We start from the raw sequence: 26828 nt of genomic DNA, 5'->3' as shown, positions 1-26828 counted from the left end.
GGGTTTCATGCAAACCACACCATCGAGGAAAGAGCGTCTGTTTTGCCGCTTCAGGCGATTGATACCCGGAGTCCTGATTATCGCCGTTTTGGGCGTACCATTCAGTTTGCACAGTGGGGAGCTAACCGTGGATGAGAGATTCAAACTGGCAGAGCAGGCGTTGAATGACGGCAATATAGAGCAGGGAAGGGCACAGCTTGAATCCATTCTGAAGACCAATCCCGATGATAAGGAAGCCTGTAACCTGCTGGGCAATATCGCCTTGGCCCAGGGTCAGTTTGAGCAGGCGAAAAGCTATTACGACTGTGCGCTGAATGCAGATCCACTGTTTGCTGAAACCTACAATAATCTGGGCGTTCTGGCGTTGAAACAGGGAAACGTAGAGGAGGCGATGACCAATTTTCATGCGGCGGTCAAGATCGATCCCAAGCGTGCAGATGCCTGGTACAACATGGGGCAAATACTGATGGCGGCCGGCCAGACGAAACCGGCAGGGGAGTACTTGCACAGGGCCATCAAGGCTGATCCCACGCATTCGGCGGCCATCCATCGCCTGGCGATTCTGCTTATTAGTCAGCGCCGCGGTGATGAGGCGGTAAAGCTGTTGGAAGAGTCGATGGAAGCCGTCTCTGAAAATCCTCAAATACTGTTCCTGCTAGCGACCCTATTGGATGACATGGGGCGGAACAAGGAAGCGGCGGAAAGGTATCTGCAAGCACGAGCAGCCGGTGATCGTACTCCGGAACTCCCCCTCTACCTGGCCGGGGTACAGATCAAACTGGGTCAGGAAAAGGCTGCGGATAAGGAGTTGCGAGGCATCCTCAGCAACGGCAAGGCCGATGCAGTGTTAAAGGAGAAAGCGTCTGCCCTGCTGAAGAAATTGGGTGACAAAGGTGCGCGCTGATCTGTCAATCCCGCTGCCCGCCACCAGGCTGTTTGGCTTGTACCGATGGCTGTTTATAGTCCTTCTACTGCTAACGGGGCTGCCGATCAGTGCCGTTGCCAGTGACAGCATCAATGATCTCCGGATACGCCAACAGAATGCACTGAATGTGCTTGAAAGCAGTTACCACACCAGGGTTCGCAGCAATCCGAATTTGATCAGGGCGGATGGAACTGTCGATACCGATCACCCTGAATACAAGCAGATTCTCAGTGATTACAGCAAGGATAAGTCAGAAATCCAGTCTCAGTTCAATAACCTGGATACGCGGGGTGATGAGCTTGAAAACTTGCAGGAGCGCTATGGTTCGAGTCTGAAAACCACCGGCAGCTCACCGAAAGATGTGCGTGCAGATGTTGATATTAGTGCCAACAATAGTGATGTGGCCGCGAAAATCGCCGATGAGTGGCGAGCGAACGGGGACGTTGTTAAATACGATAAAAAGCTGGGTATCTATATCAATGAATCGAAAGATACGACCCTGTGGCAACCACCCACAGCCGACCAGCTCAGTGAACGACAAAAATACCACGATGCCTTTTCTACACCAGGTGGCAAGCAGGCGACCAATGTAAAAGGCAATGAGTCGGTCAGGGATCCTGAAGGCAATGTTCTGGATAACGAGAAAAAGTTTATCCACGGTGCAGAAGATCTCGAAAATACCGATATCAACAGCAAATCGCCCGACGACCAGCTGAAGCGGGACATGGCACTGAAAACCATGGGTAAAAGTGTCAGTAAGTCGGCCGATGAAGTGGATCATGATTCAGAAGTCATTAAACAAGCCAACAAGCTGAGGAACTACGGCGATAAATACGAGACCGGTATCACACCCCTGGGCGCGACTCCGCAACAGCAGAAGGAAGATGAGAAAAAATGGATTCGTCAGGCTGACCAGGAGATACAAAATACCAAGCCTGTTGCCGCCAAAAAGTCTGAGAACATCAAGAAGATCCGTGAACAGGTAGCAAAAACGGTAGACAAGAGCGCCAGGGGCACAGCTGATAAAGATGCCGAGGATACGGCTGCCAATATTCGTGGTCGCAACAGGCTGGTTGATAACGCTAACGAGGATGCTCGGGCGGCTAATGAAGCGGCGCGAAAAAAGGCCAACCTGCCTGCTGCTCCGACACCGGATGAAAAAGAAATAACCAGACAGTCCGAAAGAAAGGCCAGCAAGAGTGCTGCTGACAAGGACTCCAAGACAACAATCTCAGAGCGTTCGGGCTCTGCCAAGAACAGTAAATGGAAGATCACCGAAGAGCGGGATGGTGACAAGCGCACCCAGACCCGGACATCGACCACGCAAAATGCGGATGGTAGCACGACCCAACGCGATTCCCGGACCGACACCCAAAGTACCCCGGGTGGGGGTAAAACCACCCGTCAGACAAAGACAACCCTCGAAACGGGTGCTGATGGTTCAGTTAAACAGACCGATTCAACTAAAACCACCAACACACGCACCACCAAGGATGGCAAGCGTACCAGTACCTACGAAAACTCAACCACGAAGCAGGACTACAAGGGGTGGATGCCGGGTAGCACGGGTTCCACGACCACGGATTCCAGCCAACAGACTACGGAGCACGAACAGGGCGGGGTTAAAAGGAGAACTGACAGTTCGACAACCACCACAACTGATGATCGGACCGGTAAGCGAACCACCACCCATACGGATAGCCACAGCACGACTAGTACCGGTGATGACGGCAGAAAAACGACCACAAGCGTTACCACCACGACAACTGACAAGCCCTGGCAAAAATCCAGAACCACCACCGGGGGCTATGAAAAGGACCTGAAACCGGGCGGTGATCCCAACCAGCCCAAGGAGGGCGAGGGGATTGGGGACCCCACTAAAGTTAATGTCAAAATTGCCGGGGGAAAACTTTTCGAGCCGATCGATGAGGCTAGTAAAACCCTATCCACCAGCGGCGCCGGGCAGAATGACTCCGGTGGTGACTATGAATACGATGCCAAAATACAGACCGGCCAGCATAGCGCAGCAGGTAGCTGGGAGGTTACCGCCAACAAGCGCGGTCTGCATGCCAAGGCGGATATCAATGCGGAAGCCAACGCGGTCAAGATGACGGCCACGGGTAGTGCGGAACAAAAAGTCGGTGATGCAACCCTGGGCGTCAAGGGTTCAGGTACAGCCAAGCTCGGAGCGGAAGGGAAAACCTCGGCAGAGGCGCATCTGGGTTCGGATCGCATAGCCGGCTCCCTGGAAGCCAAGGTTTTCGTGGGCGGCAAGGCGGAGGCCGCTGCGGAGGCCTCGTTGTCGCTCTGGGGATTGAAATTGACAGGCAAGGCGCAGGGCGAGGTATCGGCGGGTGCCGGTGCAGAGGCGAAGGTCGATGCCGAACTCTCCTGGACCCGGATCCGCCTGGGCGCCAAGCTGTCTGCCACGCTTGGGCTGGGTGCCGGTGGTGGTACCTCGGTTGAACTGGATGGCAGGGAACTTATAACCGGTTATGACCACGATGCACTCGACCGCCAGTACAAGGCCGGTGACAGCATTGTCAATATCTGTCGCAATCTCCGTTCAGGCCGTCTGCGTCTGCCCCCGGGCGTGGAGTTCTCGGACATCCGTGAGAGGTTGCAGAAGCGGGCGGATTTCTACGCCAAGCATCCACAGAAAGGCAAGGACGGAAAACCGATCAGCCTGATCGACTCCCTGGTGAATGAACTGGGCCTGGTCAAAGGGAAGGGTGGTGCCTATATCACTGCCCACCACAAGCAGAAAGACTGGTACTGCACCAACCGCCCGCAGATCGAGGCCAAGGTTGTTCTGCCAGCTATCGTGGAGCGCAGATAATGAAGTCACTAACTGCCCGGTTACTCCATGGCTTATTGCTCCTGACCCTTCTTGTTACCGTTGCCCATGCCGAGGCTCCGGGGCCCTTGGGTGTGAAAGTGTTCGAACAGGCCGCTGACGCTACACGAAAGCCTATGGCCAATGTTCGGGTGCATATCGGTAACCGGCATGCTGCCACTGACGCCCGTGGGATGGCTGTCTTCGAGGGCCTGCCAGGTGGTAAGTACAAGCTGAGTGTGGAGCAGGCGGATTACCAGACCCTGACCCAGCAGGTTAGTCTGGCAAATGGCGCCCGCCAGGCCATCGAGCTGACCCTGACGCCGGCAGCTGTGGTCCGGTGGGGTGGTCGGGTTGTCATTGAGGGTGGGGGGCAGCCGATTGCCGGGGTGATGGTGGTCCTGGATCCGATCGAGGTGAAATCGTCTCTTTCCGGACAGGCCCATTCGGTCACTACCTGGGATGGACGCTTTGAATTTATCGACCTGCCTGTTGGCCGCTATCAACTCAGCGCCAATGCCCCCGGCTATGGATCAATCAGCCAGGTGGTGGAGGTGGTTGCCCCGGATATGACCAAACAGGTCGAGATCGATGGGCCGATGATCGACGGCGTAGCGCTGGATCTCTGTCGTGAGTGGGGCAAGAACTGTAACAAGCCGGCAGCCGACCTGTTTTGTCAGCAGCAGAACTATTTCGAAGCGGGGGACTTCCGGGTAGAACATGATAAGCCACCGACGCGAATCATCACCTCTGGAAAATTATGTGAAACGGATAGCTGTGATCGTATCAGCTGGATAAAGTGTGTTGGTGATCAACAGGAGCCGCTGCTGCTGAAGTTGAGGGCGGAATCAAAAGCCATCAGTCAGCCGGTGAAGGTGGCTGACCGGGTGACGGGTAAACCGATCCCCAGTGCCACTATAGCGTTAGCCGAGACCTGGCCCAGCGGCGCCATTGCGGAGATGAAGAGTGATAGATCGGGACTGGCCCATTTCAAGGGATTGCAGATTGGTGCGGCCAACCACCAGGACGTTAATGGACGGGTGAGCCTGTCGCGGCGGCAGATTACCGCCCATGTTGCGGCAGAGGGTTATGTCTCTACCGTTGTTCCGCTGGTGCTCTCCGAGAGTGCCTCCCAGCTGGATGTCTCTTTATCACCGCTGACCGAGCAGCAGGAGCTGGAGCCCAACAATGATCTTGAGCACGGCCAGGAAGTGCTCGTGGGCGCATCCATCCGCTTCAAGATTGCCGAGCGGGGAGATCGTGACTTCTTTAAATTCAGGCTGCCCGAAGCGGCAAAGCTGACGGTAACGATTGAAGCTGCTCACCTTGAGACACTGTTACATCTGCGGGATAGCGATGGTAACTCGATCAGGCAGCAGGGGGCTCATGTCGGCAAACCGAATATTCTTGAGCAGCGCCTGGTCAGTGGCAGTTACTCAATCGAGGCGTCCGAATGGGGTAATAATGCCAGCGACCCGGAAGCCAGTCTGACATTGACCATTGCCGCAGAGCCGGCCGTTGATCCCAATGAACCGAACCAGGATGCTGAATCAGCCCGCACCATCAATCTGAATCAGCAGGTCTCCGGGCTGATCTGGCCGGTGGGTGATCGTGATTTCTATCGTCTCGAAGTCAAGCAGGCCGGTATTCTTCGACTCAGCGATATGCATACTAGCCTGCAGCGTCACGTAAAGATCTACTCCAGTCTGGGTAAGCAGCTGGCAGCGCAGGGTGGTTACGCTGGCAAACCACTCGCTCTGGAGCATGCGGTAACCCCGGGTGTCTACCTGGTCGAGATGCAGGAGTGGGGAAATAATGATGCCTCGCTGGAACCCTACCGCCTTTCAGTAGAGATGATGCCCGATGACGGTGTGGTCGATCCGGTACAGGTGCCAGGGGAGATGCGCGCCGCACGTTCACTGCCCTCCCATATCTGGTTTGCCAGTACCCTGCTGCCTGTCGGAGACCGGGATCTGTTCAGCGTCAATATTCCCGGTGCCGGCGTACTGCGCATGCAGAGCAAGGGGCCGATGCAGCGTCATCTCAAGGTGTTCGATGCTAAAGGTAAACTGCTGCAGGAGGTAGGTGGCTACGAGAACAAATCGGTGGAACTCAACTGGCACGCCAACGGACCCGGGACGGTGTTCGTGTCGATCGAGGAGTGGGGCAACAACAGTTACTCTGCACTGCCCTACACGATGCGGGTCTGGTTTGAACGGGCGGACGAGATCGATTATCAACAGCGCAACGAAAACTTTGACCAGGCGACGCCACTGGTGTCGGGGGATACCGTTTACGGCAGTTACCTGCCGATCGGGGATCAGGACTTCTATGCCGTGGATATCGACTTTCCCGGTATGTTGGAGGTGAGTGCAACTTCTGCTCAGCAGACCCACCTGCGAATATTCGACAGTCAGCGGAAGATGATTGCCGAGCGAGGAGCGTATGGGAATAAGACCGCCGAGTTGCGGCCTGAGGTGAACAAGGGCATCTACTATATCCAGCTCAGTGAGTGGGGCAATAACACCGCCTCGACCGAACCCTATGAGCTGAAGCTGGCACTGCAGCGAGCTGAACCGACGGAAACAGAGCCCCTGGCCGAAGACCCGCCGCGGCGGTTGCTGGATGGTGAGGCGCAGTCCTTCTCGATTGACCAGAACGGGGACCGCGACCGCTTCCTGTTTGAAATGGCCAAGGCCGGCGAGGTCAAACTGAGTATCGCCAGCCAGGTACAGACTCTGGTCAAGGTATACAACGACCAGACTGGCAAGCTGATTCACGAATCCGGTCACTACGATCCGGTTAGATGGTCTCGGTCGCTGAAGTTGGATGAGCCGGTTCGCCTCCGTATAGAACTGAGCGAATGGGGTAACAACGCGACCTCAAGGGAACCGGGGTTTATCATGGTCGACAGCCGGGGTCGTACTCTCCAGGCCGAGCATATCGAATCCACCCCCGATGGCTCTTTCCCCGAACAGGTCTCATTCAAGCGGCTGGTCCTCAAGCATGCTGACCCGGCGACCCGTTGTGAGCTCGACCTTGATGGTGATGGGAAGGCCGAGATCACACTCAACAGCGACCAGGCCAAAAGCGCACGCTTCCCCGGTGAAGGGCGTTATGTGGTTGAGTCAAAGTGTGTTGGTGCTGATGGCCAGGTTGCATGGCAGAAATTCTGGGTGCAGGCGACCGGCAATCGCGCCCGTGAAGGGATTGCCTTGTTCCTCAATTCACCGAGGGAAGGGCAGACCATCGATCAGCCCGTCAAGCTGGCGGCCCAGGCGATCAATTATAACGGTCGACCAGTTGCCGGTGTGCGCTACAAACTGGATGGCACCGTCCTGGCAACGGACTATTCGGCCCCTTACGATGTTGATGTGAATTGGCAGGCGCTGGCTGCGGGAAAACATACCGTGGAGGTTACAGCCTACGATGGTACAGGTGTCGAGGCGAGCGTCACCCGGCAATTTTACCTGTCAGAGTATTTTGATATCTCTCCTCCCAACGGGGCCGTGCTCACTGGCGAATCGATACGGGTCAGCTGGCTTGCACCCAGGCATGGCGAGTCGCTGTTGCGTTACCGGAAACAGGGCAGCACGGAGTGGAAGACCGAGCGTGGACAGAGTGGCCGGTTGCGCGTGGTCGAGCTGAAGGATCTGGAAGCCGCCGTGCCTTACGAGATACAACCGATGGGCGGCAGTCAGGATGGTCCGGTACAGACCCTGACCCGAGTCAAGGGGTTGGCCTTTGGGCGCAGCCGTTACGGCGCCAATATCCGCCGGGATTATAATCAACGGGTGGGTATCAGCGTGCGCAACAACGGTGATGAACCGCTGAGTGTTCGCCTCGAGTGCGGTAAACCGAAGGACCCCAGCATGCTGGTCGGTTTTGTCGGTGAAGGTTCGGAGGATAAACCAATCAACCTGGCACCGGGAGAGGTGCGGGAGTTCCTTCTCGGCATTAGCGCCCAGGATGTGAACACTGCTGATCATACAATTCCTGTCCGGATCGTGTCCGATAACGGATTGAGTGACGAGTCAGAGGTGGCAGTTCATGTTAGATTGCCGCATGTCGAACTGCAGTGGAAGGACCGGGGGGCGCTCCCGCTTGGTCATGGTCGTACTCTGCGGCTGACCAACCTGGGTGATACCATCACCGATCTTCAGGTGACCAGTGACAATAGCCAGGCCGTGACCATCTCCCCCACCGTTCAGCATGGGTTGCTAGCCCGTAACCAGTACCTGGACTTTACGGTTACGCCGCGATTTTATGAGGGCTTCAATGGCGTCAAAACCCGGATCGTGGCACGCGGTCTGAAGAAGGAGTTCAGTTACGATTATGAAATGAAGCTGGCAGCGGGCGAAAGCGCGCGGAAAATCTGGCTGTTTCCGGGTATTGATCCGACGGACGAATCCCTGCAAGAAAAGGAACCCGGGTTGATTCATAACGCCAACCTGGCGGAAAGGCTCGACCCTTCGAACATTGACTGGAGCCGGCGTGATAACCCGGAAGATCTCGATCGGGATGGGGTGGCGGATCGCTGGTCGATGAACATCGGTGATGTACGCTGGGTTGGTGACGATACCAATGCGGATAGTGAAGTCGATTTTGTTCACGCCGATGTGGGCGATGACGGGATTTTTGAATACTCCGCGCTGCTTGAACAGGAGCAGTGGCATAAGACCAACCTGGTAGAGGCCTGGCTTGAGATGGGATTCAGCCTGCCCTGGAGTCGAAAAAGCTACCATCCCCACGATACCGATATTGTGCTGAATGGTCAGATTATTGGCGGATTGCGGGATACCATACCCGAGGGTAACTACAGCTTCCGCATACCACCAGCTGCATTGCGGTTTGATAAAAACGGACATCCGGCGGACAACCGCATCGGTATCAACTCCAAGCATCTGCGCGGTGGCCACTATGTGGTTAATAGCGATTTTCGTTTCAAGTTCAGGTTAACCGCGACGCCTGTCTGGACAGTTGCCAAATCCGAGACAGAAGCGCGCCAGTCGGTATCGCAGGTGGGGGGACTCTCTATCAATGCAGCGGACCTGAGTCTCTCTTCATCCGAAATCTGGCTGGACGCCCCCGCTGAAACAAAGACGGGCGACGAGGTGACGGTTGAGGTTCCGGTTCATAATCTGGGATCTGTTGCCGTACCCCAGGTGGACGTCGCGCTGCTTCGCAAGACGCAGGGGCGTGATCGTGAAGAGATCGGTCGTGTCACTGTCAGCGATATTACCCTGCATGGTGGCGCGATTGCGAAATTCAGCTGGAAGGCCACAGCCGGGTCCAGTGCCTTCTATCTGGTGGCTGATCCGGAAAAACAGGTCAACGATCTGGATAGAGTCAATAACGAGGCAAACTTTTTCCTACCCGTCAAAGGCGAAGAGAAGCCGATTGTTATCACCTTCAACCAGCCGAAGCCTGGCCGTACTGTCGAGGGTCCAATCCAACGTCTCGAAGCGACCATAAACAAGGAAGCCGGGACGGTAGAACCTGCGCTTTCCATCGATGGCGGACTCTGGGCCGAATTTCCACCCGTCAAGGGCAAGTTCTCTACCGAACTGTTACTTCAACCGGGCGAACATCGCCTTGAACTGCGGGTGGTGGATGCTGCCGGGAATACGGCCATCAACGTGCTCCCTGTCAAGGTGAAAGCGGCACAACCCCAGGCCCAGGTCATGCAACCCAAACCCGGTGAATCGATCGCAGAACGTCACGCGCACGTGGTAACTGCCATACCGAAGGAGACCGAACTGGTCGGTGTACGCACGGCGGGTGGGCCCTGGCACAAGGCCGTCTTGGCCGGTGATGAGGCCCACGTTGACCTGCCATTGCAGTTTGGCCAGCAAACGATCGAGGTGATGGTGGCCAGCCAGTCCGGCGTGGTCAGGCACCTGTCTCTGGATGTTAACTGTTCCGCGCAACCCGGGGAGCGAGATGAGCGGGTGGCTGCCGGAGCTGAGCTGCAGGGCTTGTTATGGCCGATCCGTGACAGCGACCTCGCCATCGACCTGTTTCAGGGCAGCAGTGGTGTCATGCAACCGGTGAAACGTGAAGAGCAGACAGCGGCACTACAGGCTGCAACTGAAAAACCGGCCAATACGGCCGCCATGGATCCCAAGATGCGCCAGCGTTATGAAAAGGCTAAACGTTTGCGTACTGAAGGGGGAAAACTTCAGGCACAAGGGCGATTGCGCGAGGCCTTGGACAAGTATCAAGAGAGCCTCAGGTTCTATCCGGATTACCGCCTGGAAGCGCACATGCAATTGGTCGAGGGTGTACTCAACAAAACTGCACCCGCGAGATAAAAATGAATGACAGCACCGAAAAGAGACAACTATTTTTGGGTTCAGGCAGCGCTAGGGGCCTGGCCTACAACTGGGAGGAAAGGTTGTGAAAAGGCATGAATGGCTCAGACAATTAATATCCACTCTACTGTGCAGTCTGCTATTGGTCAGCACGGTATACGCAAGTACCGGCGCCGACGCGCTGGAAGGGAACAACGCAACCGGCGCGGATGCTCTGGAAGGTGGAGCGGTGTCGGCCGATGCCCTGGAAGGTGGCATCAGTGCCTCACCGGTAACCTGTGATGGGCAATCACCCTGTATCGAAACCGCTACCGGATTACCGCTGCAGGTGCTGCCTCGACCCTTTGCCAATGTCTACCTGGAGCAGCAGGCAAATCCCGATGCGGTGGCGCAGGCCAATGTTCAGGCCTTCCGGCCTTTGTATGTATTTGCGCGCGAGGGTATCGATTTAAGCAATCCCTCTGATCCACAGGGTTGGTATCAGGTGGGTAGCAATAAAAAGCAGACCACGGGCTGGATTCAGGCGAAAGATGCCCTGGAATGGCGACAGGCACTGGTGGTCGCTTATACCCATCCCGGAGGGATCGCAGAAGGGCGTAAACCGGTTTTGATGTTCAAGGATGTGGAATCGCTGCAAGCCATCGTCGATGCTGAGGATATGACGGGCAAGGCTGCGGAGATCTACAACGCCATCGATAACGCGACGCCACCTGACACGGTGGTCAGCATGGAGCCAAAAAGGTACATCGATATCAACCGTCAATTTTATATTTTGCCCATTCTGGATTGGGAACAGCTGGATATCTATGGTGACGAGGTGCGGCTGCTTCAACTAGCTGCGGCTGTACCCGGGCAGCGTGGCGCCGACACCCTGGACGACAGTGGCTACAGGGACCAGGCCAGTACTGGTCGCGAGGTGGATCAGGGGGCCGGACTCGCTGACCTCTCGATCGATGTGGTGTTTGTCATGGATACGACACGCAGCATGCAGCCTTATATCGATATGACGCGGGATGCCGTCAGGCGCATGGTCCAGACCACGGGTGATCGCCTGAAGGATAAGGTGAAGTTCGGGCTGGTCGGCTATCGTGACGCGGTCGCCGCCGTCCCGGCTGTGGAGTACACCAGCCGCAATTTCACCCCGGAACTGGTGGATGCCAACAGCTTGATCGAGGTACTTACCAACGAAGCCAGGGCCACACCAGCCGGCAGTCTGGATTATGCTGAAGAGGTTTTTTCCGGTGTGGATATGGCGTTGCGCTCGCAATGGCGTCCCGGTGCATTGCGTTTTATTGTCCTGGTGGGTGATGCCAGTTCCCATCCCCGCGGACATCCGCAGAACACTACCGGCAAGGACGAGACCGACTTGCGACGTGAGCTGGATGATGCCGGTGTGCATCTGATCTCGTTACATCTCCAGGATGAGCGTGCCGCCGAGGATCATGACCGTGCTGCCACCCAGTTTGGCCACTTGGCGCAGGTTCGGGGTAGCGATGGCCAACAGGCACTGGTACAGGTCAATGCCTTTAAAGAGGGTGATTTTCAGGCCGCTGTTGACAGCGTGGTAGGCGGGGTTGTGAGCCGGTTTGAACAGTCCCTGGCCATGCGCAGTCTGCCACCACCACCTCCCATGCCGGAATACGGAGCCGACCTGGATGTCGCAACACAAGGTCAGATGGCGATGGACAAGGTCTGGGAAGCGGCGTTGATCGAATATCTTGGCAAGGGTGCACGGCCACCCAAAGATATCGTTGCCTGGGTAATGGATCGTGACCTGCTGAATCCCGCTGATACCGCCCTGGAAGTGCGGGTTTTGGTGACGCGCGAACAGTTAAGCAGCCTGGTACAGGCCCTTGATCGTGTCCTAAAGGCTTTTGATCAGGCGAAGATCAGCCAGGGACAGTTTTTCGAGGCGTTGCAGAGTGTCTCGGGCCAGACCCTCAAGCGCCCCGAGGATCTGGGCAGGGCGCAGAGTCTGGCGGAGACCGGGCTGCTTCCCGCTTTTATCCAGAGTCTGCCATACCGTAGCGATATTCTCTCGCTGAGCAATGAGATGTTTGCCAGCCTCACTGCCGAGCAGCGGGTTCAACTGGAGTGGGGTTTGAAGGCCAAACTGGCCCAGTATCTGGCGATTAATTCGCAGGTCGATGCCTGGCATCGACTGAATGAATCCGACCCAGCCAGTGAACTGGTGCATCCGCTGCATATCGATTATTTGCCTTAAATGCTATGAACGTTCGTGAATCTGTAGAAGCTGTCAGGCAGCAACATCCGGAGGCTGATAAGAATCTATCAGCACCAGTGTTAATGCTGCAACAGGTGGTGAAGACGCGACAACATGCCACGAACAGTTTTCAGCTTGTGATTCCGGAATTGACTGTCCGTGCAGGGGAATTTGTGGCGGTGGTGGGTGAGAGTGGTTGTGGCAAAAGCACCTTGCTTGACCTGTTGGCGCTGATATCAAAGCCGAACGAGGTTTCCCGCTTTCGGCTGGCCTTCACGGAGCAGGATCAAACTGATGTGGCCAGCTTGTGGGCGCGTAACGATGAGAACGCGTTGGCCTCCGTCCGACGACGACACCTGGGTTATGTATTGCAGACGGGTGGGTTATTACCCTATCTGAGCGTGCAGGACAATCTGTTGCTACCCATGCGCATGAACAGATTGCCGGGTGCCAATCAGCGCGTGCTTGCCATGGCTGAACGTATGGGGGTCACTGACTGTTTGAAGCGCAAACCGGATGCGCTTTCTGGGGGACAGCGCCAGCGGGTCGCCATCCTGCGTGCCCTGTCCCATGCTCCACGGCTGGTACTGGCGGACGAACCGACCGCTGCTGTTGACAAACGACGCGCCCGACTGATCGTGGATGATTTCAGGTCGTTGGCAAGGGATGAAGGTCTCTCCATTATCATGGTTACGCATGATGTGGATCTGGTGAAATCGCTGGCCGATGCGACTTATGGTTTTGAAGTGACCCAAGTTGCGGAGAACCAGGTGCGTTCCATCTGTCGCAGGGAGCCTGCCTGATGATTAATAGCGGCAGCCAAAGGATGCGCGTTTTCAACCTGGCCGCGGCCCACCTCCGGCATGAATGGGTATTAACCCTGTGCCTGGTTTCCGCGCTGGCCGCGGTGCTCGCACCGCTACTGATATTGATGGGGCTTAAAGAGGGGACAATAGAAACGCTACGCGATCGACTGGTGCAGGACCCGGTCTACAGGGAGATCCGGCCCGCGATAACACGCAACTTTGACGAACAGTGGCTGCGGCAGTTGCAGGGCAAGCCCGGCGTGGCCTTCATGACCCCCACAATCCTGCCAGCCTCATCAATGATTCATCTCAGCTCGGGCGACAGTGACAGTGAACTGATGGACCTGGTTCCGACGGACAGTGGTGATCCGCTTTTGTTGGAAAATGGCGCTGCCATTCCACAGAATGGTGAATGCGTGCTGAGCGGTGAAGCGGCCAGACGTCTGGGGACAAAGGCCGGCGAAACCATCGTGGCCCGGGTGACCCGGAGCCGTGCGGGAAGATTGGAAACCGCGGAAGAGCGGCTGCGGGTGATAGCCGTTTTATCAACCCGGGCCGGTAATCTGGCCAGGGTCTATACCCCTCTGGACTTTGTTGTCGATGTCGAGTCCTACAAAGAGGGGCGTGGGATTGCCAGGCGTGGTTGGAACGGGGAGTCAGCCCGCCCCTATATGAGTTTTGATGGGGTTGTGGTGCTATCCGAGACCCCGCTTGATCCGGTAACCCGTACCGGCCTGGTGGTGAATACCGGCCTGCTGAAGGCAGATAGCATGACTGCCGTGTCGTTTAAATCACTGACCGGCCTGGGTTTGCCGGATGGCTGGCATGCGTACGATCTGAACATCCCCGCCGGAGCGGTCAACTTCTCCAGTATCAAAGCACTGCAGCGGAAATTGCGGGGTAGAGGCGCGGTGGTGTTCCCCTATGCCAGGGAAATGGAACTTGAACTGCCGAATGGCCAGCTTGCGGTGATGGGACTCTCGATCAGTGCTGAATTGGCCAGAAAGCTCGATTGGCCGGTTCCACCTTGGGGGCAGTTGTCAGACCGGGCTCTGGATTCTGGTCGGTTATTGCAGGCCGTACTGCCAAATGACATGTTCGATCAATCCTCTGAACTGCAGGCCGTCTTTACCGGTATCGCCAGGTTGGAGCTGCCTTTAAAGGTTGCCGGGGCGTCCAGTTTAAAGACGGCGCTAATACCGGCTGAACTGATGGGTATGTTGCGCACAGGTGTTGAGCGCAAGGTGAGTTATCAGCCAGAGTCCGGCGGCCTGGTTCTGGAACGTGCCGGCTATCGTGGTTTTCGACTCTATGGCGAAACTATCGATGATATCCCCGCTCTGGTAGAACATCTCCGATCCGGTGGACTGGAAGTGGTCGCGGAGGTCGACGCGATTGAACGCATCCAGGTTTTGGATAGAGGCTTGAGTCGACTCTTCTGGTTGATCGCCGTGCTGGGCGTGGTGGGTGCCGGTGCCGTACTGGTGGCCAGTTTGTATGCGGCCGTTGAACGTGAGCGAAAGGATTTGGGTGTCTTGCGATTGATCGGTCTGGCACGTACCGATGTATTTCTGTTTCCGGTCTTTCAGGGAGCGCTGATTGCCATCCTCGGCGTGGCCATTGGCTGGCTTGGCTATTGGTGTCTGGCACAGGTGATCAATAGTGCATTTGGCCATGAACTTGCCGTTGGACAGGCCATCTGTCGTCTGCCCGCGGGGTATTCCTGGCTGGCCCTGGCGGCCACGCTAGCGCTGGCTGTATGCAGTTCTCTGATCGCAGCCTGGAAGGCAACATTAATCGATCCAGCGGAGGCAATTCGTGAAGAGTAGATGTCTGTGGCTGTTGGGTGCTCTATTGGTAACACTACAGGTTTGGGGGGCGGTGCCGCCAAAGAGCATCTATAACCCCAGCCCGGCCGACGGTGACTTGGTATTGCCGATGCCTAACGGGGCCGAGATGGTACTGCGTCCGGTTGAAGTCCCGGGTAAGGGGTTCTGGGGTGCCCGTGAGCGATTCGTGCAAATGGGCGATGCCAGTGGAGGTGCGTTCGAAGGTATACAGCGGAGCATGGTGGCCGGGTCGTTTCAGGATGCCCAGAACGAGCGTTGGATAATCTGGATCGGCAAATATGAACTGACCAAGGGGCAGTTTGTTGCAGTGATGGGCAGTGATGCCCTGGCCGCTGCCAGCGGTAATTCCGCCGATCAGAAATTTGACGATCTGCAGGGGCGGAAACTGAAACAGGCGCAGGCGATGCCCCTTGCGTGGATAGATTATCAGGTGATTGAAGATTTCATCCGGGCGTACAATCGCTGGCTGTTTGATCCGGCACACCCGGAGCGACAGGCTGGACTCCCTGCAGTGGATGGTGTGCCGGGCTTTTTTCGCCTGGCCACGGAGGATGAATGGGAATATTCCGCCAGAGATGGACTGGAGGCAATAAAGGACGGGAGCTTCAACGATCGAGTACCCTTTGCAGCACGCCAGTTGAATGAGTACGCCTGGCATCTGGGCAACGCAAAAAACAAGCCACGACCAGTCGGCATGCGCAAACCCAATCGACTGGGCATTCACGATCTCTATGGCAATGTTCATGAAATGACTGCTGGCATATTTCGGCCCGAAGTCTGGCAAGGCAAGCCGGGCGGTGTGCCTGTGCGTGGTGCGAGTGTTTCCAGTCCCGCCGGTAAGGTGCGATCAAGCTACAGAACAGAGTTTGACGCTTATGCCTGGGATGCGGAAAACAAGCAGATGGTTTTGCGCAGAACCTTCAATATAGGTGCCCGACTCGCCTTCGGTTCCAATGTTGTGGTCAGTTCTGCCACGCGCAGTGCGCTGGAGAAAGAGTATGCAGAATACCGTAAAACCCTGCGCCGCGAGACGCCGGTAGGCCGCACACTGGATAACCTGGTCAGTCAGGCATCCAGTCAATTGGATACCGTGGACACGGTGCTTCAGCAATTGCTGGACCGCTATCCGGACGCGCAAGGACAGGTGCAGTCAATTCAGAGCTATGTGGATACGGCACGAGGTCAATTGGATCAGGCGCAGCGGGAGAGTGCCCGGAGCCTGTTGCAGGACGCATCGCGCAACGGGACCAATCTGAGTGTGTTGGTAAGCAAGCGCGCCACGCTTGAAACAGCCAAAAAGACAGCGGAAAAATTATTGGCTATGTCCACACGCTACCAGGCTCAGGTTGATGCCGTACAGAAGTCTCTGGATGAGAACAGGGCCGCAGCCGAAGAACAGTATAAGGCTTACTTGGAAAAGGTGGCATTGATTGGTGACTATCAGAATGAATTCAGGACGCATGCATTCAAGATGCTGCAGAAGAAGACGTTAAGTTCGAGAGAGGCGCGTGTGCTGGAGTTACTGGATCTCCATGTGCAGAAATATAACGAGAATCGGATGGTGGATAAAGCTGTCTGGTTGGAAGAGTTCAACAAAATTTTCAGTGAATTTAGATGATAAGAGGTGATGTATGAAAACCTTGGCAGTTAAAGTTGTACCGGTGATTCTGGTCGGTACCATGCTTACCGGTTGTGTCACTAATCAACCAAGAAACGATACCGAAAGTTCCACGGCATCAAGTCAGTCAGATTCGCAGCGAACAAAAACCGAAGGTGCAGTATTTGGCGCCTTACTGGGTGGGCTGATTGGGCTGGCTGCTGGCGATGAAAAAGGCGCCGTTATTGGAGCGGCAGTAGGTGCGGGGGCGGGCTACTTGATTGGTAACGAAATCGCCAAGCGCAAGGAGGCTTACGCCACCAATGAAGATTTCCTTGACGCGGAAACTGCACGCACCGCCGAATTCAATCAGACGGCGAAAGCACAGCACCAGCGTCTGCGTACGGAAATAGCCGCACTTGATACCGAGACTGCTGCATTGAGAAAACAGTACAAGTCTGGCAAGGCGAATCGGGATCAACTGCTGGCGAAGCAGAAACAGCTCAACGAGAAGATAGCAAAGAATCAGGAGTTTGAATCTACATTACAGAAAGAGTATGAGATCAATTCCGAAATTCTTGCCGAAGAGCGCAAGACACGTCCGGCATCCGATCCCTACCTGGCCAAACTGGAGAAGGAAAACAACGACCTGAAGGCCCAGATTGAACAGTTGCGAGATGACAGCACACAGCTTGCACAGATAAACGAGAGGTTATCGGTATGAAGACGCAACAGACGCTGGTGATTCTTGCCACTTTGCTGCTGACGGGTTGCGTGACCACCGACGATCCGCGGGAAGGAGGATTTTTTGGAGGGGTTCACGGTATTTCCAGTGGTTCCTACGAACGTCGCGCCCAGGAGCGTGAGGAAAATCTGGCGAAAGTGAGGGCCATGCAGAAAGAACTGGAAGCGGAAACAGAGAGCCTTGATGCACAGAAGCATCAGCGTCAGTTGGTGTTAGAACAGGAACAGAGCAAGCTGGCTACTCTGAACAGCGATGTGAAGGCCCTGGAGGCGAGATTGATGACGCTGGGTAAGGAGCAGGGTGCCTCGGATAAGCGGGTGGCGGACCTTCAGCGTCGGCTCGACGTGTTGAAGGGGCAGTTATCCAAGCAGCAGACTAGCCTCGATGCGCTTGAAGGTGGCGGTACCGGGGGCGCCGATGCGCTGGAGGGAACTGGCACCGGGGCGCTCGGTGACACGCGTCGGCAACAATTGGAGGCACAACGGCTGGAGTTGCAAAAGGAGTATGACTCGTTGCTCAGCTTGACATTGATGCTGGCAGAGTGAAATCCCGTTTGCGTTACCTGGTTACCCTTCTGGGCCTAGTGTGGAGTTTGCCCCTGGTCGCGACGGAAGCCCGGGTTGTGGAAGAGGTGCGGGCAATTTTACTGAGCCAGGCCTTGAATGTGCCGAATGAATCCCAGCTGCAGTCGTTGGCTCAGGAGGACCTGGGATCGAGTGTAAAGACCATCGATCCCTGGGCACACCTTGTCCCGCCCGGAAATGTGGCCGAGAGCAGGGCAGGAATAGGCGCCGAGTTATATAAAATCGGGCAGCGAACCTGGCTCATGCCCTATATGAACGGGCCGCTTGCTCGTGCCGGTATCAGGGATCGGGTCGAACTCTACAAGGTCAATAGTAAAGAGGTTGCAGTGTTGTCTCTACCCGATATTGCACGAATGCTCACGGGTAGTACGGGGGATGTGTTACAGATTGAGATTTGCGAGTCCGCATGCAGATCGCCCTCGACCCTGACCTTAGTATTGGAAGATACCCCGGTTCCAGCGGTCGAAGCGGTGGAGTTGGCGGGGCAACGCATCATCCGAGTACGCAGTTTCAGGCAGCAGGAGACAAAAATATTTCTCGCCACTTTGGTGAGCGCAACAACCGACTCCTCCCCGTTAATCCTGGATCTGCGTGATTGCCAGGGGGGCGACCTGTTTGAGGCGATGGATAGTGCCGCTTTGTTCCTCCCGGCCGGACAGGAGCTGGCAGTGACCTATGATCGGCATGGCCTAAAACGGCGTTTTTATTCACCACAGACTCCACCCAAGTTCGCCCGCCCGCTAACTATCTGGATAAGTGAGGTGACCGCGAGTGCTGGAGAGATATTCGCCGGTATTCTTCAGCAGCAGGGGCGTGCCAGGCTGGCTGGCATGCGAAGTCGCGGTAAATGTGTCTCGCAGACAAAAAAAACGGCTCTCCGATGGATCGCTGTTTTATTTTACTAACCTGGAAATCCGCTTGCCCGGGGGTGTTGGTTGTAAGGATGTAGGGATAGAACCGGATATTACGCTCGGCGTTGAGGAGTTGCGCAGCAGCCGGTTGATTCTGGATCGCCTTCAACCAAGCGGAGTGCAGTAATACCTGGTATGCCTGACCGAAATGGTGACTGCATTTTCAAACGGTTTGGAGCGAATATTTTTCAACCAGTTTTTCACGAGGATCAGGAGTAGGAAATGGAATACTTTCGTATAATCTCAGGGGCCATTCTGATCGTTTTTCTGGTCCAGTCGCCGGTTCTGGCACAAACTCTCGAGGAACTGCAGCAGGAGCATGCGCTGCTTACACAGGCAGTCAACGATCCTGATCTCATTTGGATTCCGAAATCTTTTTTATGGCCGGAAAAGTTCATGACTCGACAGCAGTTGGAAGAGAGGGTAATGACAATCCTGATATCAAAAAAAATCTATTCTCATGAAAAATATTTCAAGACCATTCTTACCGCTGTAGAGTTGTCAAAGGAGACCAAGAAGCTGGTGCTTTTACAGACTATTCCTGAGTTGGAAGCCGATATACGGGTGCTTACCCAACAACAAAATGATCATCTCGATCCAGATGGTGGATCTCAACAGTTGCAAAACGCTGATAATGCCATTGCAAGTTCTTCATCTTTTGCAAATACGCTGAATGAAATAACCAGTTCTGACCATCTTGAACAGCTGTCTTTAGACAATATTTTAAATAATACATCTGTCAATAATGATGCTTCGGATTTGGGTGATTGTGCCATGAAAAACCCTGAAGGTGATAAACGCGGGAACATCCGTTTTTATCCAAATCGTGAGGATGCCAGAGGAACATATTTGCTGTGTAAATATGATAATACCGGGCATCTCTCCAGCGAGCAGCGGTTTTTGAACAATGTGAAAGTCGGGTTGCAGACTAATTATCGGTATGACTCAATATTCTCCACACATTATCCAACACGTAGAACGCAGTATGCCGATGGTAAAATGAACGGTCTTGATGAGGCTTATCGGATAAGTAAATCCGGAGCAGTGTACCGGGCTTATCAAACAGCCTATGCGGATGGACAAAAGCATGGTGACAGTGTGCAGTACTATGAGTCAGGCCGTGAGCGTAGTAGTACAAGCTATTTCATGGGGGCTCCCCAAAAGAAATATCAATACAGAAAAGATGGCTCCTTAAGTCTATGCACTAAATATGATCCCGATGGACGGCCTGTGGACTGTAGAACTGGTCGTACTCACTAATCTGAGTAAGATGCCGTAGGGGGCACCACCCAGAGGCAGCCGTTGCTGCTGGAATATAATAGAAACAGCCCGGCGTTGCCGGGCTGTTTCTGATGGTTATGGATTGGATATGTACTCCATTATCCATGTAATGGGGTGTGTTAACGGCCCTGAAGATACTTTTCAATGGCTGCAATAAAGACGTTTGCGGGTTGTGCGCCAGAGATCAGTTCGCCCTCCAGGGAGCCGTTATCAGGATTGTAATAACCGATAATAAAACCCGGAGTCCCGGAAATTCCCACGGCCTGTCCGGCGGCCATATCATTTGCGACACGATCGGCGTACTGATCTTTATCGAGGCAACTGTTGAACTGTTCCAGGTCTTTCAGATTGATCTGCTTGGCGATCTCTTTCAAGTTGGACCTGGATAGATCGGATTGATCGAAAAGTATTTCGTGCATGGCTTCAAAACCGCCCTGATCACGCGCGCATTCAACGGCGAATGCCGCATCATCGGCCTCTTTATGGAAGGCCAGTGGGAAGTGGCGATAACCGAAGGCAACCCGGTCTCCATACTGTTCAATCAGATCTTTGATGGTGCTCTGGGCGCGTTTGCAGAACGGACATTGATAGTCGGAAAATTCCATCACCATGACATCCGCCTTCTGATTACCCCTTACAAAGGCACTGGCTACCGGCAGATTGAGCAGCATCTCTTTCGGTTTTATCAACCGGGTGGTGATATCCCCCTTGATCGCCGCACGTTGGTATATCTGGATATCACTCCTGGCTTTGGCCATGCCCTCCATATATTCCCTGATCATGGGGCCCAGTTGTTCCAGGGAGCCGCGACTCTGCAGATTATTTTTCTGGTAGAAGGTTGTTACCTGCTCGTCGGTAATCTGTGCGGGTGCAGCAGGTTTATAGTCGGCTGAATTGGCGCCAAGTTGTGTGACGGCATGCTGGATGAATGCTTCCTGCAGGGCGTTATGCAGTTGGATGCGCAGTTCATTGATCTTCTGGTCCTCGATATCCGACAGACGGATCTCTTTTCCGCTCACCGTACCAATGACACTCTCCTCGGTCAGCAGGGCATCTGTGGCGGCATGAAGAGGTGTGCTGCCTGCGAACAGGGCCAGAGTGAGTGTAACTATCTTGATTGGCTTCATCGAATATCCTTGCTGATTAGTTTGCCCGGCGGGCGTTGTCGTCAGTAAAGCTGGGACAGCAGATCCTGGAGCGAGTTCCGGAATGATGCTGTCCAACAAGTATGGTTGTGCATTGATTGTGCATGATTACACAGGATCCTACCCGGCAGTAGTCCTTGCCAGCCTGGCAGCCAACATGGAGTCGACCAGCAGTTGCATAAAATGGAACAGGATGCAGGCCACCAGCGCCACGCCAATGGGTTGATTGAGTGCGGCCAATACGCCAACGGCGACCGGCAGGGTTTTTTGCGATGCAGTGAACAGCAGGGCAATCCATTCACCGCGCTGCGGTTGATACAGGTGGCGCGAACCGAGACAGAGCAGAAGGAGTGCGCCATGCAGCAGCAGTGCTGCCACAATCATGCCGCCGATCAGCGGCAGGCTGATCTCCTTGAGGGTTTCACTGGATGCCGAGACGGACATCCAGACCGTGACGACCACGCAGCTGGAGGGCAGGTAGCGGATCAGCCAGTGGCGTGGTGACAACTGCAGGATCCGGCGGCCCAGCATCCCCAGGACAAAGGGGAGTAATACGATGATCAGCAGTTGCTTGAGCAGCGGCCAGGGAGAGAGATTGAGGGAGCCGGCGTTTTCCAGCACCACCGGAAGCAGGAAGGGGATGGTGAATACCCCCAACAGATTCAGCAGGATCGTCAGAAACAGCGCCTTGATGCCGTCGCCCTCGGCCAGTTGGGTCATGACAATCCCCGAGGAGAGGGTGGATGGTACCGTCGCGGTGACGATCAGGCCGATGGCGGCGGCACTTGGCAGTGCCAGCAGACTGGCAGCCGCCAGACCCAGAAAGGGGCTGATCAGCAGATTGATCAGGACGGCAATCAGTGCGGTGGTCCAGAGTTTTCCCGACAGGGGCATCTGGCTCAGTACCGTCTGATAACCATTAATCAGGAAAATGGTCACGACCATCCAGGGGACCAGTCCCGCTTGCTGGAGCAGCCTGCCCGGTTCCGGGGCAAGCCAGGCCGTGAGAAATGCCAGTAACAGACCGACCGGGAGAAAATATCCGCTCATGTTTCCGGTTAACCAGTGCTCGAATCAGTTCGTTGCCGGGGTTGGCGTTGGTTTTTCCGGCGCTTGAGGGGATGTCTCGGGAATCGGTGCCGAGGTACCTGGTGCAACGTCCTCCGGGGGCGGCAGCGGTTCCGGTTCGGGGAGTTCCACCCGGCTGATCAGGATCAGTGCTCCTATCCTTGGGTGGTCGATGTAGTGCAGTTCTCCACTGCGCATGCGCCGGTTGGCATGAAACCGGATGCTGCCCCGGGTCGGGCTGGATAGCGTGTCTAGGGTGTTGAAGGGGAGGTTGTTGTTGGCACCCCTCAGCAAAACATCCAGCTCGACATGCAGATAACGGCTGACGCTGATTTTGATCAGACCCTCGAACGGCGGCGGAGGTGCGCCGTTCTTCTTGACCAGGTCTGGGCCCAGGTAAATGTTCTCCGCCGCTCTGCTGGCGGCCACCGGCTGGCGCCAAGCCTGATGAAACAGCGGCTCCATCCCGGCACGGGTTCGTTGCAAGGCATTAAACTGTGCATTCAGTTGCCAGTTTGCCTTGGGTAGCAAGGTGTAAGGCTGTAGTATCTCTTCGGACAAAGGGGGTAGCAGGGTCACTGCGTCCGTCCAGTCCGGGCTACCCGGATCTTCCGGCCAGTTTTCCGTGGCTTCACTACCGGAAGCGTCCTGTTTGAACAGAATCAATTCAATATCGTACCAGGGGGCCTCATCTGCGGCCTGTACGGGATGCGTCAGGGTGAACAGACCCAGTACTATCGCAACAAAAAATCGGAACAGTTTCATATGGATGGCGTTTGCGGATCGGCTATTGTTTTGGATAACAGGCGATGATTGTCCCTTTCAAAGGAAAAAATGTATAGGGGTAATTAAGATTCGGTTGCGTCACCGGGCGCATCACTACCCACATACCTCATCCAGGATATCCCCCACCTGTTGGATACGCCTCTGCTGGTCGCTAAGATCCTTGAAGAATCGCAGTTTTTCACCACCGTCCAGTTTGTACTCCTTGGGGCGTGTCTGAATCAGTCGGATAATCTGTCCCGGGTCGACCTTTGGCTGACCGTCAAACAGGATGCGGCCGCCGGCAGGCCCGGCCTCGATTTTGCGGATTCCCAGGGGATTGGCCTTCAGTTTCAATCCGGTAATGCCAAACAGGTTTTGGGTCGGCTCCGGCAGCAGGCCGAAACGATCGATCATCTCCACCTGCAGTTCACGCAACTCGGCATTGGAACCGGCACTGGCGATCCGCTTATAGAGCACCAGGCGTGAATGGACATCGGGCAGATAGTCCTCCGGCAGCAGCGCGGGAAGTTGCAGATCGATCTCGGCACCGTGATCCAGTGGACGGTCCAGACTCGGGTGCTCCCCGGCTTTCAGCGCCTTGACGGCACGCTCCAACAGGTCGCTGTAGAGGGTAAAACCGACTTCATGTATCTGGCCGCTTTGGCCCTCACCCAACAATTCGCCTGCACCCCTGATCTCAAGATCGTGTGTGGCCAGGGTGAATCCAGCTCCAAGATCTTCTAAAGATTCAATCGCTTCCAATCGTTTCTTTGCGTCTGATGTGAGGGTCTTCGGTGGTGGTGTGATCAGGTAGGCATAGGCCCGGTGATGGGACCGGCCAACCCGGCCCCGCAACTGATGTAACTGGGCCAGCCCCAGCTTGTCGGCCCGATTGATAATCATGGTGTTGGCGCTGGGGACATCGATGCCGCTCTCAATAATGGTGGTGCAGACCAGGATATTGAACCGCTGGTGATAGAAATCCCGCATGATCTCTTCCAGCTGCCGCTCGCGCATCTGTCCATGGGCCACCTGAACCCGAATTCCGGGCAACAGCGTCTCCAGCTTATTCGCGGTGTTCTCTATGGTGCTGACTTCGTTGTGCAGAAAATAGACCTGACCGCCGCGTTTGATCTCACGCTGACACGCCTCGACGATCAGTGCATCACTCCACTGACTGGTAAAGGTCTTGATCGGGTGCCTGGCCGCTGGCGGGGTGGCGATGATAGAGAGATCGCGCATCCCCGACATGGCCATGTTCAGGGTCCGAGGTATAGGCGTGGCGGTCAGGGTCAGCATATCCACCTCGCTGCGCAGCGCCTTGAGTCGCTCCTTGTGCCGCACACCGAAGCGATGCTCCTCGTCAATCACCACCAGGCCAAGGTTTTTATAGCGAATACTCTCCTGCAGCAGTTTATGGGTGCCCACCACAATGTCCACGGTGCCCGCCGCCAGACCGTCGGTAATCGCCTTCTGCTGTTTGGCGGTGCGAAAGCGCGAGAGGCTTTCTACCTTCACCGGCCAATCGGCAAACCGGTCGGAAAAATTCTCGAAATGCTGCTGAGCGAGCAGGGTGGTGGGGACCAGTACCGCCACCTGCTTCCCCCCCTGAACCGCCATGAAGGCGGCGCGCATGGCTACTTCGGTCTTGCCGAAACCCACATCACCGCACACCACCCGGTCCATGGGTTGGGGGGCGGCCATGTCAGCTATCACCGACTCAATGGTCTGCAGTTGATCGGGCGTCTCCTCAAATTCGAAAGAGGCGGCAAAAGCGGCGTATTCCTCCCCGGGTGGTGGAAAGGCATAGCCTTTGTGTGCAGCACGACGGGCATAAATTTCCAACAGTTCTGCCGCCACGTCGCGTGCCTTCTCCGCCGCCTTGCGTTTCACCCGTTCCCACTGGTCGCCTCCGAGACGATGCAGTGGAGCACTTTCCGGAGAAGCCCCGGCATAGCGGCTGATAAGGTGCAGTGATGAGACCGGGACGTAGAGTTTGTCACCCCGGGCATACTCCAGGGTCAGGAACTCAGTGGTCATGCCGCCCACTTCCAGCACCTGCAGGCCGAGATAACGGCCGACACCATGGTCTTCGTGGACGACAGGCGCGCCGATATGCAATTCCGTCAGGTTACGGACAATCTGGTCGGCATCCCGCTGTTTGGTCTTTCTTCGCCGGTCCTGCCGAACCCGCTCACCGAGCAGCTGGCTCTCCGTGATAATGATCAGTCCGGCCCGGTCCAGCCAGATTCCCTGTTCCAGTGGGGCAACCGTCAGCATCAGGGGGTTGTCGGCATCGACAAACGCCTGCCAGCCTTCCGCCTGGCTTGGACGGATGTTATATCCGGCCAGGGTCTCTTTCAGCATCTCCCGGCGTCCGGCGCTCTCGGCGACAAACAGGATTCTCCCCGGGGAGCGGGCGATGAATGCCTGCAGCGCGGCCGCGGGACGTTCCGCCCGTGCCTGGAAGCTGAGCGGTTCGGGAGTGCGGGTGGCAAAGTTGTAAAAGTTGCTGTAGCCCTTGCTGCGTGTCTCAATCTCTGTCCGTTGTGTACAGATCGACATGCCACGATTCAGATTCGCCAGTAGATGTTCGGTATCGAGATAGAGTTGATCGGGGGGCAGCAATGGTCGTTCCGGGTCATATCGGCGCTGCTCATAACGTGTCTGGACCTGCTGCAGAAACTGGTCGGCATAATCCCGGGTCTCTGCCGTGCGAATAGTCAGTAGCTGATCAGGCAGAAAATCAAACAAGGTGGCGGTCTGTTCAAAAAAGAGCGGCAGATAGTATTCCAGGCCACCTGGAGCATTGCCGTTGGACACCTCCCGGTATATCAGGCTGCGTTGCGGATCACCCTCGAAGGTGTTGCGAAATGACTGTCTGAAATGGGTAATGCCGGTTTCATCCAGGGGATACTCCCTTGCCGGAAGCATTTCGATCGCCTCGACATGATTCAGCGTTCTCTGGGTTTCCGGATCGAATGTCCTTATGCTCTCGACATCCTCATCAAAAAGGTCGACCCGGTAGGGGATACTGCTTCCCATTGGGAAGATATCCAGCAAAGAACCGCGGATAGTGTATTCGCCATGCTCCACGACTTGCGACACACACTGATAACCGGCCTGTTCCAGTTGCCGGCGCATTTTCTCCAGTGACAGCGTGTCGCCTGGTTTCAGCAGCAAGGTATTGGCCTGCAGATAACTTTTGGGCGGGAGTCGTTGCAGCAGGGTACTGACTGGAAGGATCAGTACCGCGCGATTCATCTGGTCCAGGCGATAGAGCGTCAATAGACGCTGGGATACCAGTTCGGGTAGAGGCGAGAAAATATCGTATGGGAGAGTCTCCCAGTCGGGAAAGCCAAAGACCGGTATCTCTGCATCCTTTAGAAAAAACCTTAGCCCGTCCTCCAGTTTTGCCGCGGTCTGGGCATCATCGGCGATTACCATGGTAATGCCCTGGAACTCCCGGGCGACCGATGCGATGGCCAGCGCATCACTCAAGCCATAGAGTCGTCCCCACTGGATGCGTTCATCCTGCTTGCCGGGAATTGGCGGATGCATTGGCTCATGCAGCACTACGGAGTCAGTTATTTGTGAATCGGACATGTCACCAGTCGTTCGGGTAAGACAGGCGGGTGATTTTCGCACAGCTGACGAGCGTATCGAAGGCATATTTCCAGACGCACATAAAGTCATTAATTTCCCTGATGAAGCTATTCATTGATGTAGGTCAACAATACCGGTGGGCGTCGGGGAAACTTGATTTAGGTCAACGAT

15 protein-coding genes are annotated in these 26828 nt (G+C 55.5%); 11 read left to right on the top strand and 4 right to left on the bottom strand.

Annotation, left to right across the window (positions count from 1 at the left end; genetic code table 11):
- Window positions 1-7: 7 nt before the first annotated feature.
- From ACHZBF_RS09710 to ACHZBF_RS09660, 11 genes are all read left to right on the top strand, one after another.
- The gene (locus tag ACHZBF_RS09710; protein WP_321528298.1) at window positions 8-904 is read left to right on the top strand and encodes a tetratricopeptide repeat protein; all 897 of its coding nucleotides are present in this window, start codon (window positions 8-10) and stop codon (window positions 902-904) included.
- On the top strand, window positions 894-3764 hold the full coding sequence (locus ACHZBF_RS09705; protein ID WP_321528297.1) for a hypothetical protein: 2871 nt from the start codon (window positions 894-896) through the stop codon (window positions 3762-3764). The genes ACHZBF_RS09710 and ACHZBF_RS09705 overlap by 11 nt, the downstream gene beginning before the upstream one ends.
- Window positions 3764-10075 carry a carboxypeptidase regulatory-like domain-containing protein gene (locus tag ACHZBF_RS09700; RefSeq protein WP_321528296.1) on the top strand — a complete coding sequence of 2104 codons (6312 nt, stop codon included), beginning with the start codon at window positions 3764-3766 and terminating at the stop codon, window positions 10073-10075. The genes ACHZBF_RS09705 and ACHZBF_RS09700 overlap by 1 nt, the downstream gene beginning before the upstream one ends.
- 85 nt (window positions 10076-10160) lie before the next feature.
- On the top strand, window positions 10161-12299 hold the full coding sequence (locus tag ACHZBF_RS09695) for a vWA domain-containing protein (RefSeq protein WP_029134326.1): 2139 nt from the start codon (window positions 10161-10163) through the stop codon (window positions 12297-12299).
- A gap of 83 nt (window positions 12300-12382) precedes the next feature.
- Entirely contained in the window at window positions 12383-13102 is a 720-nt protein-coding gene (locus tag ACHZBF_RS09690) for an ABC transporter ATP-binding protein (RefSeq protein ID WP_273438289.1), read from the top strand.
- Window positions 13103-13125: 23 nt separating this feature from the next.
- On the top strand, window positions 13126-14934 hold the full coding sequence (locus ACHZBF_RS09685; protein ID WP_321528295.1) for an ABC transporter permease: 1809 nt from the start codon (window positions 13126-13128) through the stop codon (window positions 14932-14934).
- Window positions 14924-16573, top strand: a complete 1650-nt coding sequence (locus ACHZBF_RS09680; protein WP_157606848.1) for an SUMF1/EgtB/PvdO family nonheme iron enzyme — start codon at window positions 14924-14926, stop codon at window positions 16571-16573. Before ACHZBF_RS09685 ends, ACHZBF_RS09680 begins: the two co-directional genes overlap by 11 nt.
- 13 nt (window positions 16574-16586) lie before the next feature.
- Window positions 16587-17276, top strand: a complete 690-nt coding sequence (locus ACHZBF_RS09675; RefSeq protein WP_029134329.1) for a glycine zipper domain-containing protein — start codon at window positions 16587-16589, stop codon at window positions 17274-17276.
- Entirely contained in the window at window positions 17273-17842 is a 570-nt protein-coding gene (locus tag ACHZBF_RS09670; protein ID WP_321528294.1) for a hypothetical protein, read from the top strand. Before ACHZBF_RS09675 ends, ACHZBF_RS09670 begins: the two co-directional genes overlap by 4 nt.
- Before the next feature lie 47 nt (window positions 17843-17889).
- Window positions 17890-18786 carry a S41 family peptidase gene (locus ACHZBF_RS09665; protein ID WP_321528293.1) on the top strand — a complete coding sequence of 299 codons (897 nt, stop codon included), beginning with the start codon at window positions 17890-17892 and terminating at the stop codon, window positions 18784-18786.
- Between the two features lie 228 nt (window positions 18787-19014).
- Window positions 19015-20052 (top strand): toxin-antitoxin system YwqK family antitoxin, encoded by a 1038-nt coding sequence (locus ACHZBF_RS09660; protein WP_029134332.1) that lies wholly within the window; start codon window positions 19015-19017, stop codon window positions 20050-20052.
- A gap of 140 nt (window positions 20053-20192) precedes the next feature.
- Here the strand turns inward: ACHZBF_RS09660 and ACHZBF_RS09655 are convergent, their stop codons facing one another.
- The 4 genes from ACHZBF_RS09655 to mfd all read right to left on the bottom strand — a co-directional run bounded on the left by ACHZBF_RS09655 (window position 20193) and on the right by mfd (window position 26657).
- Window positions 20193-21200, bottom strand: coding sequence for a DsbA family protein (locus ACHZBF_RS09655; RefSeq protein WP_051302474.1), 1008 nt, complete (start codon window positions 21198-21200; stop codon window positions 20193-20195).
- Between the two features lie 138 nt (window positions 21201-21338).
- The gene (locus ACHZBF_RS09650; RefSeq protein WP_321528292.1) at window positions 21339-22268 is read right to left on the bottom strand and encodes a bile acid:sodium symporter; all 930 of its coding nucleotides are present in this window, start codon (window positions 22266-22268) and stop codon (window positions 21339-21341) included.
- Between the two features lie 24 nt (window positions 22269-22292).
- On the bottom strand, window positions 22293-23051 hold the full coding sequence (locus ACHZBF_RS09645; RefSeq protein WP_321528291.1) for a peptidoglycan binding protein CsiV: 759 nt from the start codon (window positions 23049-23051) through the stop codon (window positions 22293-22295).
- Between the two features lie 114 nt (window positions 23052-23165).
- The gene (gene mfd, locus ACHZBF_RS09640) at window positions 23166-26657 is read right to left on the bottom strand and encodes a transcription-repair coupling factor (RefSeq protein WP_394707563.1); all 3492 of its coding nucleotides are present in this window, start codon (window positions 26655-26657) and stop codon (window positions 23166-23168) included.
- Window positions 26658-26828: the final 171 nt, after the last annotated feature.

Origin of the sequence: Sedimenticola selenatireducens (genome assembly GCF_963675335.2) — a bacterium.
In the GTDB taxonomy this organism is placed as follows: domain Bacteria; phylum Pseudomonadota; class Gammaproteobacteria; order Chromatiales; family Chromatiaceae; genus Sedimenticola; species Sedimenticola selenatireducens.
The sequence above is the reverse complement of the archived record's forward strand: the minus strand, read 5'-3'. Positions and strand labels throughout refer to the sequence as shown.

What these genes read in the sequence shown, in the direction of transcription:
- ACHZBF_RS09690 (WP_273438289.1), top strand. Translation starts at nt 12,383, where the DNA reads ATGCTGCAACAGGTGGTGAAGACGCGACAACATGCCACGAACAGTTTT.
- ACHZBF_RS09685 (WP_321528295.1), top strand. Translation starts at nt 13,126, where the DNA reads ATGCGCGTTTTCAACCTGGCCGCGGCCCACCTCCGGCATGAATGGGTA.
- ACHZBF_RS09675 (WP_029134329.1), top strand. Translation starts at nt 16,587, where the DNA reads ATGAAAACCTTGGCAGTTAAAGTTGTACCGGTGATTCTGGTCGGTACC.
- mfd (WP_394707563.1), bottom strand. Translation starts at nt 26,657, where the DNA reads ATGTCCGATTCACAAATAACTGACTCCGTAGTGCTGCATGAGCCAATG.
- ACHZBF_RS09655 (WP_051302474.1), bottom strand. Translation starts at nt 21,200, where the DNA reads ATGAAGCCAATCAAGATAGTTACACTCACTCTGGCCCTGTTCGCAGGC.
- ACHZBF_RS09670 (WP_321528294.1), top strand. Translation starts at nt 17,273, where the DNA reads ATGAAGACGCAACAGACGCTGGTGATTCTTGCCACTTTGCTGCTGACG.
- ACHZBF_RS09710 (WP_321528298.1), top strand. Translation starts at nt 8, where the DNA reads ATGCAAACCACACCATCGAGGAAAGAGCGTCTGTTTTGCCGCTTCAGG.
- ACHZBF_RS09650 (WP_321528292.1), bottom strand. Translation starts at nt 22,268, where the DNA reads ATGAGCGGATATTTTCTCCCGGTCGGTCTGTTACTGGCATTTCTCACG.
- ACHZBF_RS09645 (WP_321528291.1), bottom strand. Translation starts at nt 23,051, where the DNA reads ATGAAACTGTTCCGATTTTTTGTTGCGATAGTACTGGGTCTGTTCACC.
- ACHZBF_RS09660 (WP_029134332.1), top strand. Translation starts at nt 19,015, where the DNA reads ATGGAATACTTTCGTATAATCTCAGGGGCCATTCTGATCGTTTTTCTG.
- ACHZBF_RS09700 (WP_321528296.1), top strand. Translation starts at nt 3,764, where the DNA reads ATGAAGTCACTAACTGCCCGGTTACTCCATGGCTTATTGCTCCTGACC.